Origin of the sequence: Hymenobacter mucosus, from assembly GCF_900188255.1 — a bacterium.
GTDB classification, from domain to species: domain Bacteria; phylum Bacteroidota; class Bacteroidia; order Cytophagales; family Hymenobacteraceae; genus Hymenobacter; species Hymenobacter mucosus.
Genome location: NZ_FZNS01000018.1, coordinates 42,492 through 58,624, shown reverse-complemented (window position 1 = coordinate 58,624; position 16,133 = coordinate 42,492). Strand labels below are relative to the sequence as shown.

Below are 16,133 nucleotides of genomic sequence, written 5' to 3'. Positions count from 1 at the left end.
GGTACTACTTGCGAATTTAAGCAATTGCTAAAATAAAAAGTTTCTTCTTTTTAAGCTAAAGCGCAGTCTTTGCTTGCATTTCATCACAGTATCTAACGCAAAAAGCCACTGCCTGCGCTACATGGCGCGGGCAGTGGCTTTTCGAGGAGTCTTTCAGGTTAGAACTTCAAGCCCAAGTCAAGGGCAAACTCACTGTTCTTTAGCGTGGCCGAGCTGAAGCCGCGCGAGTCTTCGAAGTAGTTATCAATATTGAGCAAGCCCCGGTGGTAGCTTACTCCACCGAATACTTTGGTGCTTTGCCCTACCTGGTACTCAGTGCCTACGCTCAAGAGTACGCTAGCATCTGGGATGATAACGTGCTTGATAGCTTTGGTTTGACCAGCACTGGTATTACCTGGGTCGGTGTAGTACTTGTCTCCATCTATCTTGCCAGCAATAGCTCCGCCAAGTGTACCGCCCAACTGGAAATAAAGCTTCGTGTCGGTGGCTATATCATTGGTAAATAGCTTTACCGTGAGGGGCACTTGCAGATACTGTAAGCCAATTTTCTGAGTCTGGGTTGAGCGCGTGTTCTCATCGTAGTAAGTTATTTTTCCGCCCTTGCCGGCTAACTCTACTCCTGTGCTGAACGCGTAGTTCTCACCAAAGAAGTAGTCGACTACGAGGCCGCCGCCCAAACTGATTTTGCTAGACTTACTTTGCAGCGCGTACTGAGAAGGGGCATCAGCTCGTAGTGAGGTGATGGAAGGCGAAACCTTCAAGCCAATCTCTACCTGTGCCGACGCGACGCTAATGGTGGCCCCCGTAACCAGCAGGGCAAGGAATATTTTTTTCATGGTAATTACGGAACTGCGTTGGGAAAACACGAAAGGCAGCAATCCACCGTTCGTTTTGGCTAATTTCGCCTTAAAGATAGAAGCGAGATGCACATTCCTGCCCGTATACGCCCTTGGCTTGCAGCCCTAATAGGAGCGGCCGTTTTGGTACTGCCCAGCTGTAACCGCGGCGAAGATGCTTGTGAGCTAGACCCGGAAATTGCCAAAGTGCCCGTTTCGGTGCAATTGGAACGGTTGGAGGTGCCTTTCTTTCAACTGAAAAACAATGCCGATGTAAACCGCTTCGTGGAGACGCATCCGTTGTTTGCCCGGCAAATTCTGCAGGTGCAGCAGTACCCTGCCCAGGCACAGAACGCCACTCTACTCCGCCTCGCCTCTAACCCTGATCTACGACGCCTGTACCTGAAAGCGGATAGTATATTTACTACGCCCAAGCTGGAAGCAGGGCTGAAGCCGCTCTTTCAGCATATTCGCTATTACTTCCCCAGTTTCCAGCCGCCGCTAGTAGAAACGTTTGTGACGGGTCTTAGCCAGCATCTATTTGTAAATGATAGCTTGCTGATGATTAGTCCTGATTTCTTTGTGGGACCAACAGCTAAGTACCGGCCCCAGATGCCGGACTACATGCTGCGTCGGTACACGCCTGACCACCTAATGCCCACAATAGCCCTGGCCATTAGTAGCAAATACAATCAGAAGCAGACCGTCAACCCGACCATGCTTAGCGAGATGGTATACTATGGTAAGAGCCTGTACTTCGCCGAAAAAGTGTTGCCTTGCACAGCCGACTCTCTACTGATTGGCTATACCAATAAAGAAATGGCAGGGGTGGCATTCAATGAAAGCAAGATATGGGCGCATTTCATTGAGAAGAGCTTGCTTTACAACACTGAGTCGTTCACCATTCAGAAGTACGTGGGGGAGCGGCCCAACATTCCCGAAATTGATAAGACGTGTCCTGGTCGGGTAGGAGCCTGGGTTGGGTGGCAAATTGTGCGGAAATATATGGCAGAGCATCCCGCCGTAACCCTGCGGCAGTTGATGAGCGAAAAGAATGCGCAGCGCATCCTCAGCGAATCGCGCTACCGCCCCAAACCACGCCGGGCCGAGCGGTAGCAGCAAGGATAGCATGGTGGTCAAAACTCGTAAGTAGATTCTTCCACTCGGCAATTTTCATTGACATTTGCATGCACATTGCCGTCTTTAGCCAGTACCATACGAACCCAGACTGTCCTGCGACGAGTCGGCATTATTCGTTGCTGGCCCAACTGGCCCGCAAACACCGCATTACGCTCATCACGACCCGCACATGGGAACGACAGCGTCTCACCTATGAGTTTCCGTGGCTGCCAGAGGGGGTGACGATGCGCGCGGCAGAGGTTCCCTATGAGAATAAGATGGGGGTAGCCCGCCGCATTCTGTCTTTTGGGCAGTATGCCGCCTATGCTCTGCGAGAAGGGGTGCGCCTAGAAAAGCCTGATGTTATATGGGGCATTAGCACCCCTCTCACCGCTGCGTGGGCAGCGGCACAAGTAGCGCGGCTGCGTCGGGTACCATGGGTATTTGAAGTGCAAGACTTGTGGCCATCCTTTCCCATTGCTATGGGAGCGGTGCCAAATTTGTTTGCTCAGCGGCGTCTTTTTGACCTCGAAAAAAGCTTGTACCAATCAGCTCGCCATGTTTTGCCCTTGTCACCAGATATGACAAGCTACGTGCGCCAGCTAGGCATCTCGGCTGACAAGGTTACTACTGTACTCAATGGTACTGACCTCGATTTGGCCGCTAGTGCTACTTCTGCTGCGGTAGCCGCATTGCGCCAGCAGCAAGGTCTGGAAGGGCAACAGGTAATTTTGTATGCAGGTACCTTTGGCCGTGCCAATGCTATTCCAACTTTACTTGCGGCTGCTGTTCAACTAGCGCCCCAACACCCTGATGTAACTTGGTTATTTATGGGGCATGGGTTTCATCAGGAAATAGTGGAGCAGGCCGCTGCTACTTACCCTTTCATTCGGTTAGTAGCGCCACAGCCCCGGCACGCTGTCTTTACGTGGTTTCGCCTAGCTGACGTAGCGGTAGTTTCTTTCTTAGGCTTGCCCGTGCTAGATGCTAATTCGCCTGCCAAGTTCTACGATAGTTTGGCCGTCGGAACGCCTGTCATCGTCACCAATGCCGGATGGACGAAAACATTCGTGGAGCAACACCGCTGCGGATGGTACAGCCCCTCAGAAGATATAGATGCCTTGGTTTTTACAATTGCAACAGTGTTGCAAGATAAAAACTTATTGCGGACTGCTGGTGATGCTGGCAAAGAAGTAGCGCAGAAATATTTCGACCGCCAACAGATAGGAAATGTTATTGAGCAAGTATTGGAGGATGCCTACACTCATCAAATGACATGGTAGCAGCCTGCTTTTATATCTTGGACTATCTAGAACTACTTATAGACTAAGTTGTGCCTAGGTCATCCATCTTGGGGGATGATTTGCGTTTGGAAAGCTTAGGAGACTCCACCAACAATCCTTTTGATACTACGTCGGTATAGTACTTACACCACTCTTTTAGTGGGCATATAACGCACTTAGGCTGGCGGGCCACGCAAATGTAGCGACCATGAAGAATCAGCCAGTGGTGAGCTTTTGGTACTAATTCGGTCGGAGTGTAGCGCATTAGCTCCTTCTCAACTGCCAATGGCGTAGCGGCGCTGCGGGCTACCAACCCCAGCCGGTGTGATACCCGAAACACGTGTGTGTCTACCGCCATTGCGGGCTGGTTGTAGATAACGGATACCACTACATTAGCAGTTTTGCGCCCCACGCCGGGAAGGCGTTGTAACTCCTCAATGCTACTAGGAACTTCGCCTCCGAACTCTGTAATCAGTAGTCGGCCTAACCCCGCAAGATGTTTGGCTTTGTTGTTTGGGTAAGAGACGCTTCGAATGAAAGGGAAAATATCCTCGGCCGAGGCGGCTCCTAGCTGCTCAGGCGTGGGAAACTGTTCAAGCAAGGCCGGCATGACCTGGTTGACCCGCTTGTCGGTGCACTGGGCACTTAGTACTACTGCAACGAGCAACTCATAGGGGTTAGAGTAAGTAAGCTCCGTTTTGGGCTCTGGAAAGTGCGTAGTGAAGTACTCAATAAAAAGACGAAACCGCTCGGATTTACGCATGAGAAGAAAGTAAGCTACCAGCAAGTATGCGAGAGGCTAGTAGCTGGTGTGCGTAGCCCGTCGTTGAACGCAAAAATGCGGAGTACCGCGAAGTTACCAGATGGTACGCTTCGCGGTACTCCGCATGCATGATGAACTGTATCAGAAGTAGACCTAGCCTTGGCGCATGAAGGTGCGCGAGTATTGCAAAATGGCCGCAGTAGACTGCTGACTAGGAGTGCGCTGGATACCATTGAGCGTTTGCTGGGCAAGCAGCAGGTCGGCGCAAGTGGCAGCCAATTCAGGGTCATGAAGTAGCGCTTGCTCTACTTCTTTGTACTGCTCAGCTGGCAATTCGTTGTACACGTACCGGAGCAGTGTCTCGTGGGGTAAAGTTTTGATCATAGAAAACGGGTTGTGCGGCCATTTTTTTCCGCAGGTTGATCAGCGCATAACGCATCCGCCCTAGCGCAGTATTAATGCTGACCCCCGTTGCATCGGCAATTTCCTGAAAGCTCATGTCGCCGTAGTGACGCATGATCAGGACTTCTTTCTGCGCCGCGGGCAGCTCCTGAATCAGCTCCCGAAGCCTGGCGTGGGTTTCTTCCCGCGTCATGGTAGCTTCAGCACCTTCTTCTGCCAGCGACAACGAATTAAAGGCGTGACTTGTTGTATCCAAGTTCAACAAAGGGCTACGTTTTTCACGCCGGAAAAAGTCGATGGCCAGATTGTGTGCGATACGGCAAATCCAAGAAGAGAATTTTCCTTCCTCATTATAGCGTCCGCTCTTCATGGTGTGAATAGCCTTTATAAAGGCATCCTGCAGCAAATCTTCTGCTACATCCTCATCACGAACGATAAGCATAATAGTAGTAAACACGCGGCTTTTGTGCCGCTCGAGCAACTGCGCAAAGGCCTCTTCCTGGCCGGCAATATAAAGCGAGATAAGAGCGGAGTCGCTCGGCTGCATGGTTTCCATAAAGGCTACGGGAATTAGAGAACGTAGAGCTTTAGGCCATAGAATGCAGTTGCCGGTGAGAACTAAAGAGTTCGGGAATTGTGAAGGAAGGGTGAAGTGCCGTGTAGAAATCAAATGTAGAAAACAGCAGGGCTAAACACAATGGGTGGCTAGTGTAAAAAGAAAAAAATTTTACACTAATGAAACCTTAACATAAAGCATATTATATATATAATTTGTTGGTATATCAGCTTTTGTGAAGCGCTGAAAAACAAGATAAAAAAAGAATAGTGCCGAAAAAAGCCCGCATCTGCGGGCTTGAAAAAAAGAGTGCCAAAGTTGTGCCAGCTACCGGCGCAGCCGCGCATCCAGGGTGCGTAGTTTCGCATCTAATTGGGCTGCCTCGGCCTGAGAATTGGTGCCCAGAGCCGTACTAGCACGCTGGTTTAACCGGTCGGCTAGCTGGCGTAGAACTTGGAGCCGGGCTTCGGTTTGCCGCAGTGTGGCAGTAATGGTAGGGTCAACGGGAATAGAACGACTTGGCACAACAGTAGGAGTAGCACCCGTGACTTTCTGGTCGTACTGTTGAATAGCCTCTGCCGCCATCATATCATCGCGCAGGTTTACTACATCGCCCTGCGGGTTAATGGCTTTACCTTCACCCAATAGCTGACGGGCCCCGTCCTTCGCAACCATAATACCATCCGGTCGCAAAGTAAGACCATTCGTGAATTTGAGAGGAGCAGAAAGTCGAGTAGACTGCCCGGCCTGTAGCTGCATCACGACCCCATTCAGCCGGTAGGCCCCATCTTTCAGGGCAAATCCATTGGCAGTAGTACTAGTAGAGGATTGAGCTTGGCTAGCGGCAGGAACAGCTGTCCACAAACCAGCTAGCAAGAGGACACGAAAAGCAGAAGAGGCGAAGGACATAGTTGGAAGGGGGAGAGGCAAACAGTACAAAAGAGAATACGAAAGGCAGTAGGAACTCGGGTTGCGTTACGCGCTTTCGTAATGCTGACGTCGCGCCAACCACGCTATGGCTAAGCCTTCCTCCGTGAACATACGAAGATGGCAATGGGTATCGGAGGCCAGGGGCACTCCATCCTCCTGGTCAATAGCGCTGAGGTGGGAAGGAGCCATCAAGAACGCTAGGTAAACCCGGCCGCCCAAGCGCCCGGCAAGCGGAGGAATAAATTGGGTTAGAAACCAGTCAGTATCGTCTTCAGTGGGCACGCTACGGCCTCGGTAGTCAAGTAGCCAGTAACGACTGCGGCAAGCTACAGCGTGGGTAGCAATGGCCTCATAGCCGGCTTGCACTTCCAGACCACTCAAGGGCCGTTGCCAGCGAACCAACAATACGCCTAGGTCGTCGCGGTGGTGAAGGGTAAGGTAGTCGGGAGCAGGGGTAGGAGCAGCCATGTAGGAGTAGCAGAGAGTGATAAAAGCAGGCGCAGGCAAGAAGCTCTGAGAACTCGCTCGTGCCGCGAATTGCAAGTTCTTTCGCAAGTGCTAGCTCGGCCTTTCTCAGGTATTTCATACGACGGACGGTATCAAATGGCCGAACAGAACTTGGCTACCCAAGCAACATCTACTTGACACAAGGGGCCAATTGTGCCAGTGAGCCGGTTCGTAGGGGCTACCTTTACACCTGTTTCTCTGTCTTGCTGCCATGTCCGTGCCTTCCAATTCCTCCGATGCTCCTCATGATCCATACGCTGCCCTGCGAATTCCAGACTTTCGTCGGCTAATCTCAGCGCGCGTGTGCCTCACTATGGCTACCCGTATTCAGGGGCTAGTAGTGAGCTGGCAGATCTTTAAGCTGACCGAAGACCCATTAGCCCTGGGCTTGATAGGGCTGACGGAAGCTATTCCTAGCATCGCTGTGTCGTTGTATGCCGGTCACGTGGCCGACTCCGTAAGACGAAAAAATATTATTGTAGTCACGGTTACGGCGTTGCTGCTGTGTGCCGTGGCACTAACCTTCTTCTCATCCTACGGGGCATCCTTGCTTTCGCAGCATGCCCTGTACGGAGTCATATTCGTTAGTGGTATTGCACGGGGCTTTCTGGGGCCAGCGTTGTTTTCCTTTATGCCTCAACTGTTGCCTACCCGTGACCAATTAGCCAATGCCATCACGTGGAACAGCACCACGTATCAAGCGGCATCGGTATTGGGCCCGGCGGTAGGCGGCTACCTCATCGCGCATTTAGATGTCGCCAACTCCTACCTCGTAGCCACAGTGCTACTTGCTGTTGCTTTGGCGCAGTTTGTTCTCATTGCCTCACGGCCTCTTCCCGTAATGGAAGGAGAACGGCTTAGCCTGCAGGATAGCGTACTGAGTGGTATGCGGTTTATTTGGAACAACCAGTTAGTACTTGCCGCCCTGTCGCTCGACTTATTTGCAGTTCTATTTGGGGGAGCAGTGGCTCTACTGCCAATTTTTGCAGTAGATATTCTGAAGGTGGGTGCGGCTGGCCTCGGTCATTTGGAGGCTGCCCCAGCCGTAGGATCAGTCCTGATGGCTACTTTCCTCACCTACTATCCGCTACGCCGTCATGCCGGGCGTAAGCTTTTATGGGCTGTAGCTGGTTTTGGGGCAGCTACTATCTGCTTCGCACTATCCACTACCATGTGGTTGTCCTTATTCCTGCTGTTTCTAACTGGGGTCTTCGATTCTGTTTCGGTGGTAGTTCGCCAAACCTTGATTCACACCTTTACGCCAGAGCACATGAAAGGCCGTGTATCAGCGGTAAACAACATCTTTATTGGCTCCTCCAACGAAATAGGTTCGTTTGAATCGGGCGTGGCGGCAAAGCACTTAGGAGTGGTGCCATCCGTCATATTCGGCGGAACCGTAACCATGCTAGTTGTAGCGTTTACCGCCTTACGTGCCGATAAGCTGCGTAATCTTGATATGACTCCGGACCGCGTTTCTGCCTAGCAGCACTTAGCAGTGGGTACCTAAAGCCTTGGAGAATATAGAGAATAGGCAGGCGAAATGTGGATAACTGTGTGGATAACTACTCTGTTATCCACCTTGCTCGTCAGTATCAGCATGATAAAAGGCCCCTACCGAAGCTGAATGGCTAAGTAGGGGCCTTATGTATCCCTGAGCACAGGGTTAAGAACGATAAGTCCGTTACCGACTTGCTTGTGCTGATTTAGTGGGTTTCTTAGGCGTTTTCTTAGCGGGTTGCGAGGCGGCCTTATTCACCGTTGTGGGGGTAGCTTGTGGGCGTTTTGTATTGTCGAAGATCCACTCCCGAACGATGTCGAGCGCCTTAGGGGAAAAGGTAGGTTGCTGGGTGCCGTTTATCAAGGGCCAATCTTTGGCCTCAGGTTGAAACCAGTGGTTTACCCCAACAAGCTTATCCGACTTCACCTGCGAGTTGTGCAGGCCCTTCTTCAGAACTCCCAAATTTTGGGCGGGGTCTACTTGGAGGTCAGCCGTGCCGTTGAGAGCCAAGACGGGGCACTTCACATTTGGAAGCAGCACCACCGGGTCAAAGTCTAGGAAGTAACGCGACCAAGGCGAGGTAAGCTGAGCGGCCCGCGCCCGCGCCATTTGGGGGTCCAGGTCGGTGTTATTGAGGCGTAGATAGGCTGCTACTTTACCACGAGCTTGGTTGTCGTTGGGCGTCTGCCGAATGATATCGATCATGTGCTGGTGGAAGTCCAACGCAGCCTTTACCTGGGCGGGGTTAGCTCCAATGAGCCGCAAAATTTCTACCTGCTGACGCACCAAAACATCCCGGCCTGGCAGACCATAGCCGGCCAATGACACAACGAAAGCCGGCGCTGCTGGCTCAGGTTGGGCAGCTGCCAGCAGCGCTACGTTGGCACCCTCACCATGACCAATTAGGCCGATGTGCTGCGGGTCCACTAGGTTGCGGGCGCGCAGGAACGTCATGGCTGCTTGAGCGTCGCCCATCAAATCGGCGGTAGTAGCAGTCAGATAGTTGCCTTGCGACTTACCCACGCCGCGGTCATCGAAGCGGAGTACAGCAATGCCGCGGCGAGTAAGGTGGTCGGCCAGCATGCCAAACATGCGATACTCCTGCTGCTCGGCGTCGCGGTCCTGGGGGCCCGAGTCAGAAAGTAGCGCTACGGCCGGAAACGGACCCGGGCCAGCAGGTATGGTGAGGGTGCCGGCCAACCTGATTTTGGCGGCGGCATTCGTAAACATGATTTCCTCCTCGCGGTACGGCGGGGTGAGGCGAGGCTTCTTACTGGCGGTAGCTGTTGCAGAAACTGCGCGCATGAGTGTAAGAGGAACGGAAAGACCTGGTTGCGTCCAGGTGCCTTCCAGTTGAGCCCCACCATTCTTGACTTTACCTACAAAGCGGCTACCAGCTTGCTCAATGTTAAGCGTGATGTCATTTCCCTTCAGTACTACTTCGGCTGGCATCCGGCTGATGCGCTGCTGAGGAGCATCCAGTGCCGCATAGTACGTGCCATTAGTCAAGGGCACGAGGGTAATAATTAGGTCAAGCGTACCACCGGGTACTTTCAACGGGCCCTTCCATTGTCCGTTTAGGATAGGGGCCGGATCAGGCGAAGGCAGGCGCTTGGCTAATACTGGGAGTACGTGTCCCAGAACGAGCAAGAACGAACACAGTACGAATAGAGCTTTCCTCATAAAGTCAAATTCAACAATGGTATCTTACCGTAATAGGGCAGTAAGAGAACGGAAAATACCAACTTTACCGAATACATACCAGCCACACGCGGCTCGCCTAGCAAGAAGGGCGCCAGCACAGCTGAAAGGGCCGAAAAAGTTGGGCACGAGAATCTGTCTAACACTTGAAACCGCATCTGGTTTGCACTATACTTGTTCTATATCACTATGGTGGCAAATAAAGCTAGTAATCAATAATCTTACGAATGCTATGAGGTGTAAAGTCTCATAATGGGATGACAACAACGGTAGTTTGCACTCAACCTAGTACCTTGGGTGACTTCGTATCTGTCCATTTCCTTGTTTACCTATGCTTACTGCTACCATCCGTGGGTTTGGGGGCGCGCTTTTGCTAGCACTGCGTGCGGTTTTCCCAACCTTAGCCCAAACTAATCCACCCATCAACCCCCAGCAGTGGGCCAACGAATTGCGTGCCTTTGCCCAGCAGGACAGTAGCAATCCTCCACCCAAAAATCCTATCCTGTTTTACGGTAGTTCTTCGATTCGGAAATGGGAAACTCTCAAGGCTGATTTCGCTGGACAGCCAGTGCTCAACCGTGGCTTCGGTGGTTCCCGCTTCCCCGATGCCCTGTATTTCTTCGATAAACTAGTGGTAGCCTATCAGCCACGGCAAGTAGTACTCTATGAGGGCGACAACGACATTGGCTCCGGTGCCACGCCTCAGGAGGTATTTCAGTCGTTTCTGGCATTTGAGAAGTTGATGCAGCAGAAGCTCCCCAATGTGCCGCTCGTATTTTTGGCCATTAAGCCTAGTCCTTCGCGCTGGGCGCTTTATCCCAAAGTGCAGGAGGCCAACCGCCTGATTAAAAACTACATCGAGCAGCACCCAAAGCGCCTGCGTTTTGTGGACACGGCTACCCCCTTGCTCGGCCCCAACGGCAGACCCCGCCCCCAGTTCTACGTGTCGGACAGCCTGCATATGACACCCGCGGGATACACTGTGTGGAAGGCAGTAGTAGGGAAGGGGCTAAAAAGGTAGTTAAAAATCTACTGGCTAGATATATAGCTTTTCTTGCTCTGGTAGCTTCTCAAAAACGTATAGTGCCTTGCTTACATAGCCCTGCTTGCTGAGGCTAGCTCCTAAGCCTTTTGCTATAAAGAGAGGATAAGGGATTGTAGCTACTAGATAGGCGGTGCTACAATGTTATGAATTTGCGGACAGCAAGTAGTGGTTCTGTGCAGAGGTGTTTCTTACCCGCAGCTATCCACTGTACCTTCGCCTGCCTAAACCGCTTCCGCCGGAAACCAAACCCCCGGCCGTCGTTGTTTACCGACCTATGGCCGATAACTCCGCTTTGCAAGTAGCCGCCCCCGCGGCTGATCCCATTGACCAGCTCGACCCGCGCGAGTTCATCCTGATAAAGAACGCCCGGGTTCACAACCTCAAAAACTTGAGCGTGGCGCTGCCGCGCAATAAATTCATCGTTGTCACGGGCTTGTCGGGCTCTGGTAAGTCTTCGCTGGCGTTTGACACGCTGTATGCCGAGGGGCAGCGCATGTACGTGGAGAGCCTCTCGTCGTATGCCCGCCAGTTTTTGGGCCGCATGGACAAGCCCGACGTAGACTATATCCGCGGCATCTCGCCGGCTATTGCCATCGAGCAGAAGGTCAGCATCAAGAATAATCGCTCCACAGTAGGCACCAGCACCGAAATCTACGACTACCTCAAGTTGCTGTTTGCCCGCGTGGGTCGTACGTTTTCGCCGGTGAGCGGCGAGCAGGTTCGGAAGGACAACGTAGCCGACGTAGTAGACTACCTCTTTCGTTTGCCCGAAGGCACGCGAGCAATGATTCTGGCGCCGCTGTTGCCTAACGAAGACGGTCGGCCGATGAGTAAGGAACTGGACTTGCTTCTGCAGAAAGGTTATAGCCGGGTTGTTGTAAACAACGAGACGGCCTTCATTGAGGAGTTGATTGCGGAAGGCCAGCCGGAAGTGCAGGGCGACGTGTTCATTATGGTTGACCGGGCTGTTATTCAACCCGGCGACGAAGACCTGATGTTCCGCCTGTCGGACTCCGTACAGACGGCTTTCTTTGAGGGGCATGGCACCTGCCTAGTAAAGCTGGATGAGGAAACCCGCACCTTCTCCGACCGGTTTGAACTGGATGATTTGGTGTTCGAAGAACCCAGCGTCAACTTTTTCTCCTTTAATAATCCCTACGGTGCTTGCCAGACCTGCGAAGGTTTCGGCTCCGTGTTAGGCATCGACGAGGACCTCGTAATTCCGGATAAGAGCCTGACGGTATACGAAGGGGCTATTGCTCCTTGGCGTACTGATAAGCAGAGTGAGTGGCTGAAGCCCCTGCTAAAAAACGGCATCCGCTTCGATTTCCCCATTCACCGCCCGTACAACGAACTCAGCGAAGCCGAGCGCACCTTGCTGTGGAAAGGCAATAAGTACTTTGAAGGACTTGATGCCTACTTCAACTGGGTATCGACTCAGACGCACAAAATCCAGTACCGAGTGCTGCAAAGCCGCTATCGGGGCCGCACTACCTGCCCCGACTGCCGCGGTACGCGTTTGCGCAAAGATGCTCAGTACGTCAAGATCAATGGCAACAGCATCACGGATCTGGTACTGCTGCCTGTGAGCCGAGCCCTAGAGTTTTTCCAGAACCTCGACCTGCCTGAGCACGAGGCTAAGGTAGCCGAGCGCCTCGTGACCGAAGTAACCAACCGCCTGGAGTATCTAAACCGCGTGGGGTTAGGCTACCTTACCTTAAACCGCTTGAGCAGCACGCTCTCGGGTGGGGAAAGCCAGCGTATTTCATTGGCCACGTCGCTCGGCTCGGCGCTGGTAGGTTCCATGTACATCCTTGACGAGCCCAGCATTGGCCTGCACCCCAAGGATGCGGAGCAGCTTATAGGCGTTCTGCGCTCCTTACAGCAGCTTGGCAACACCGTCATTGTAGTGGAGCACGAGGACAAGATGATGGAACAGGCTGATCAGATCATCGACATTGGCCCCGAAGCGGGTAGTGGCGGTGGCATGCTGCAGTTCCAGGGTACTTATGCCGAAGTACTAGCCTCCGATACCTACACGGGTCAGTACTTGAGCGGCCGCATGGAAGTAGCTGTGCCCACAAGCCGTCGGCCTTGGCGCAACGCATTAGAGCTGACGGGTGCCCGAGAGAATAACCTCAAGAACGTATCGGCGAAATTTCCGCTGAATGTGATGACCGTGGTGACGGGCGTATCGGGCTCGGGCAAGTCTACCCTAATTCGGCGTATTCTGGCTCCGGCTCTGCTCAAGCAACTAGGCGGTGGAGCGGGCGAAGCTACCGGCAAATTCGACCGGCTAACTGGTGTGAATGGGCAGGTGACGCACGTAGAGTTTGTGGACCAAAATCCTATTGGCAAAAGCAGCCGCTCAAACCCGGTGACGTACGTGAAAGCATACGATGCCATCCGGACTTTGTTTGCTGACCAGCAACTAGCCAAAGCACGGGGCTTCAAACCGTCGCACTTCTCCTTCAACATTGATGGCGGCCGCTGCGAGGTATGCCAGGGCGAAGGCCAAGTAAAGATTGAGATGCAGTTCATGGCCGATATCTACCTGACGTGTGAGGCCTGCGAGGGACGCAAGTTCAAGCAAGATATTCTGGACGTGAAGTTTCAGGACAAGAGCATCAACGAGGTGCTGGAAATGACCATTGAAGACAGCATTCAGTTCTTCAAGGACCAGCCTAAAATCGTGGAGCGCCTCCGGCCCCTGGACGACGTCGGACTTGGCTATATCCGCCTGGGGCAATCGGCTAACACGTTGTCGGGTGGCGAAGCTCAGCGCGTGAAACTGGCGTCGTTCCTGACCAAGGGCAATACCCTACAGAACGATAAAATTCTGTTCATCTTCGATGAGCCTAGCACCGGCCTGCACTTCCACGACATCAACAAGCTGATGACGGCATTGAATGCACTAGTGGAGCAAGGAAACTCGGTGCTCATCATTGAGCACAATATGGACATCATCAAGTGCGCTGACTGGGTTATTGACTTGGGCCCGGAAGGGGGTATCAACGGCGGGCACTTGCTGTTTGAAGGCACGCCAGAAGAAATGGTTAAGCTCAAGGATACCAACCACACAGCACGGTTCTTGGCCGAGAAGCTGTAAAGCGGACTCTCCACAACAAGAAGCCCGGCTGTATCTACAAGGATACAACCGGGCTTCTTGTTGTGGGGGTAGAGTGAGATAGAATGTCGAGTTGGTGCGAGCCGCACTTCGACTAAAGTCTGTAAAGCTTGCGTAGGGAGATTTGGACTACTTCCTTGTTCTTCACTTCATGAATTCGCATCTCTCTTCCCAAGCTGCTTTTGATGCTCTTGTAGCTCCCACCCAAAGTCGTGTTTGGCGCTGGGCTGCTACGGCTGCCATTGCCGCCAACCTCGCGCTCAATTACGTGTCGCAACGCTACCCCTTCAATGGGCAAACAAACGGGCAGGTATCTTATAAATACCCAACGCCACTTACGCCGGCAGGCTACGCGTTCAGCATCTGGGGGCTGATATTTCTGGGCTTAGCTTTTTACGCCATTTGGCAGCTACTTCCCGCTCAGCGCCGTAACCTGCTTCCCGATGCTGTGGCGCGGCCCTTGGTGCTTGCAAACCTGATGACAAGTTTATGGCTGGTAATGTTTGCGTATGAACTCTTGGTGCCGAGCATGGTAGTAATGTTGCTAATCTTGGCTAGCCTAGCGGTGGTATATGGTCGGACGCGGCACTTCGTGCAGCGGGGCGAGGCCCCGTGGTATAGTAGCGTAGCATTTGGCCTGTACTTAGGGTGGATATCGGTGGCAACGGTAGTAAACGTAACCCTGGGCATAGGTACCAAGTGGCAGCCAGCGGCGGCGCAAGCCAATGAAATAGCTATTGTGCTGGTAGGCATTACAGCCGGCGTGGCCCTGAACGTGACCAAGAAATTTCGGGAGTTTGCCTACCCCGCTGCCGTAGCCTGGGGTCTGTTGGGCATTTGGGCCGCCCGCCGTGCCGCTGCCGATACGCTGGTACTGGCCTGGATGGCGCTGGCCGCGGCTGCGCTGGTAGTCATTGTTGGCCTGGTACTCGTGTGGTGGGGTAGGCGCAAGGCTAGCCGTAGCCGGTAGCAGTAGCAACTGCCGGCAGGTAAATCTGCTTTCATTGGAGCACATCCTGCTAACTTGCGGGTCAACCCCAACCTCAACCCTTTCCGCTATGCGTAAGAATATTGTGGCCGGCAACTGGAAAATGAATACCACGTTGCAAGACGGTCAGGCCTTGATTTCCGAAATTGTGAACATGGTGCAGGACGAAGTAACTGGCTCCCAAGTGGAGGTAGTGGTGTGCCCGCCCTTCCCATTCCTGACGACTATTGGCAAGCAACTCCCCGAAGGGGGCCGATTCCACCTGGGTGCCCAAAACTGTCACCAGAAAGAAAGTGGTGCTTTCACTGGTGAAGTGTCGGCCAAAATGCTGCAGTCGGTAGGAGCCGAGTACGTAATTCTGGGCCACTCCGAGCGTCGTCAATATTTCGGTGAGGACGATGAGCTGCTGAGCCAGAAGCTAAAGGCAGTTCTGGCAGCTGGCTTGAAACCAATTTTCTGCGTAGGTGAGAGCCTGGAAACCCGTGAGGCGGATGATACCTTTAACTTCATCAGCAAGCAGCTGCAAGACGGCTTGTTTCACCTCTCTAACGAGGAATTCGACCAAGTAGTAATTGCCTACGAACCCATTTGGGCCATTGGCACCGGCAAAACGGCTACTAGTGCACAGGCACAAGAAGTTCACGCCTTCATTCGCGAACAGATTGCCCGCGCCTACGACGCAGAGGCTGCTGAAAACACCACCATTCTCTACGGAGGCTCGGCCAACGCCCAGAATGCTCGGGAGCTATTTGGTCAGCCTGATGTAGATGGAGGTCTCATTGGCGGCGCTTCTCTCAAGTCGCGCGATTTCACGGAAATCATCAAGTCGTTCTAAGCACGTGGTGGCATACTTGCCCGAACTAAACTTGGTCGGATAATTGTCCTTGGGACGAGGTATATCCCCTTGCTATGCTCGCATCTGTTCTGTTTTCTGGTTTGCTGGCGCTCAGCCCATTTCAGCCGGCCCCGCGCGTGCCCTTCGTGGCAGCTACCCAACCGGTGGGCGTTGAGCCCTGCCGCATCTATGGGTCGGTGTACCTGGAAACGGACCCGCGTCGTAAGAACTACTGTTTTGGCACTCTCTACATAGAGGCCGAGGACACCTTCGCTGATGTGCTAGTGTACAAGGAAACCAACAAGCTCTTCGCCGACAAAGCCGGGCTATGGTACATCACCGATTCTCCCAGTTTCGCGGACTACTCCTTGTTTGTAACGCCCCAGCGTAACCTGGCCGACTTTGCCATTTACTTCACCAAGGTACGTTCCTTTGCCGGCTGTCGGCAGCAGTAGTGAAGAGCAGCTATACAAAATGAAAAGCCCCGTCCTATGCCAATAGGGCGGGGCTTTTTGCTGCTAGTCACACAGTGTCTGCCCAGGC

Annotated in this window: 15 protein-coding genes; 8 read left to right on the top strand and 7 right to left on the bottom strand. The window is 53.0% G+C overall.

Going from position 1 to position 16,133, the window contains the following annotated elements; genetic code table 11:
• Nucleotides 1-158: 158 nt before the first annotated feature.
• Nucleotides 159-836, bottom strand: coding sequence for a porin family protein (locus CHB83_RS22285; protein WP_089334358.1), 678 nt, complete (start codon nucleotides 834-836; stop codon nucleotides 159-161).
• Between the two features lie 87 nt (nucleotides 837-923).
• Here CHB83_RS22285 and gldB point away from each other — a divergent pair, with 87 nt between their 5' ends.
• Nucleotides 924-1,952, top strand: a complete 1,029-nt coding sequence (gene gldB / locus CHB83_RS22280; protein WP_089334357.1) for a gliding motility lipoprotein GldB — start codon at nucleotides 924-926, stop codon at nucleotides 1,950-1,952.
• A 71-nt stretch (nucleotides 1,953-2,023) separates the two neighbouring features.
• Nucleotides 2,024-3,238: a glycosyltransferase family 4 protein gene (locus tag CHB83_RS22275; protein WP_089334356.1), complete on the top strand. Its 1,215-nt coding sequence runs from the start codon at nucleotides 2,024-2,026 to the stop codon at nucleotides 3,236-3,238.
• Nucleotides 3,239-3,281: 43 nt separating this feature from the next.
• On the opposite strand, the gene nth is transcribed toward CHB83_RS22275, so the two are convergent.
• From nth to CHB83_RS22250, 5 genes are all read right to left on the bottom strand, one after another.
• Nucleotides 3,282-4,001, bottom strand: a complete 720-nt coding sequence (gene nth / locus CHB83_RS22270) for an endonuclease III (protein WP_089334355.1) — start codon at nucleotides 3,999-4,001, stop codon at nucleotides 3,282-3,284.
• A gap of 153 nt (nucleotides 4,002-4,154) precedes the next feature.
• The gene (locus tag CHB83_RS22265; RefSeq protein WP_045688213.1) at nucleotides 4,155-4,385 is read right to left on the bottom strand and encodes a hypothetical protein; all 231 of its coding nucleotides are present in this window, start codon (nucleotides 4,383-4,385) and stop codon (nucleotides 4,155-4,157) included.
• Complete coding sequence (locus tag CHB83_RS22260) at nucleotides 4,324-4,959, bottom strand: RNA polymerase sigma factor (RefSeq protein WP_045688220.1); 636 nt, start codon at nucleotides 4,957-4,959, stop codon at nucleotides 4,324-4,326. Before CHB83_RS22260 ends, CHB83_RS22265 begins: the two co-directional genes overlap by 62 nt.
• 327 nt (nucleotides 4,960-5,286) lie before the next feature.
• On the bottom strand, nucleotides 5,287-5,868 hold the full coding sequence (locus tag CHB83_RS22255) for a DUF6799 domain-containing protein (protein ID WP_143437251.1): 582 nt from the start codon (nucleotides 5,866-5,868) through the stop codon (nucleotides 5,287-5,289).
• Nucleotides 5,869-5,934: 66 nt separating this feature from the next.
• Nucleotides 5,935-6,357: a hypothetical protein gene (locus tag CHB83_RS22250; RefSeq protein WP_089334353.1), complete on the bottom strand. Its 423-nt coding sequence runs from the start codon at nucleotides 6,355-6,357 to the stop codon at nucleotides 5,935-5,937.
• Nucleotides 6,358-6,607: 250 nt separating this feature from the next.
• Between CHB83_RS22250 and CHB83_RS22245 the strand changes: the two genes are divergently transcribed.
• On the top strand, nucleotides 6,608-7,879 hold the full coding sequence (locus tag CHB83_RS22245; protein WP_089334352.1) for an MFS transporter: 1,272 nt from the start codon (nucleotides 6,608-6,610) through the stop codon (nucleotides 7,877-7,879).
• Nucleotides 7,880-8,077: 198 nt separating this feature from the next.
• Here the strand turns inward: CHB83_RS22245 and CHB83_RS22240 are convergent, their stop codons facing one another.
• On the bottom strand, nucleotides 8,078-9,544 hold the full coding sequence (locus tag CHB83_RS22240) for an alpha/beta hydrolase family protein (protein ID WP_179225608.1): 1,467 nt from the start codon (nucleotides 9,542-9,544) through the stop codon (nucleotides 8,078-8,080).
• Nucleotides 9,545-9,926: 382 nt separating this feature from the next.
• Here CHB83_RS22240 and CHB83_RS22235 point away from each other — a divergent pair, with 382 nt between their 5' ends.
• The 5 genes from CHB83_RS22235 (at nucleotide 9,927) to CHB83_RS22215 (ending at nucleotide 16,045) form a co-directional block, all read left to right on the top strand.
• A complete protein-coding gene (locus CHB83_RS22235; protein ID WP_089334350.1) occupies nucleotides 9,927-10,616 on the top strand; it encodes an SGNH/GDSL hydrolase family protein in 690 nt (229 codons plus the stop codon).
• A 298-nt stretch (nucleotides 10,617-10,914) separates the two neighbouring features.
• Nucleotides 10,915-13,749: an excinuclease ABC subunit UvrA gene (gene uvrA, locus CHB83_RS22230; protein WP_089334349.1), complete on the top strand. Its 2,835-nt coding sequence runs from the start codon at nucleotides 10,915-10,917 to the stop codon at nucleotides 13,747-13,749.
• A 169-nt stretch (nucleotides 13,750-13,918) separates the two neighbouring features.
• Nucleotides 13,919-14,737 carry a tryptophan-rich sensory protein gene (locus CHB83_RS22225; RefSeq protein ID WP_089334348.1) on the top strand — a complete coding sequence of 273 codons (819 nt, stop codon included), beginning with the start codon at nucleotides 13,919-13,921 and terminating at the stop codon, nucleotides 14,735-14,737.
• Between the two features lie 88 nt (nucleotides 14,738-14,825).
• On the top strand, nucleotides 14,826-15,590 hold the full coding sequence (gene tpiA / locus CHB83_RS22220) for a triose-phosphate isomerase (RefSeq protein ID WP_045690406.1): 765 nt from the start codon (nucleotides 14,826-14,828) through the stop codon (nucleotides 15,588-15,590).
• Nucleotides 15,591-15,664: 74 nt separating this feature from the next.
• A complete protein-coding gene (locus CHB83_RS22215; protein ID WP_245855409.1) occupies nucleotides 15,665-16,045 on the top strand; it encodes a DUF6150 family protein in 381 nt (126 codons plus the stop codon).
• Nucleotides 16,046-16,133: the final 88 nt, after the last annotated feature.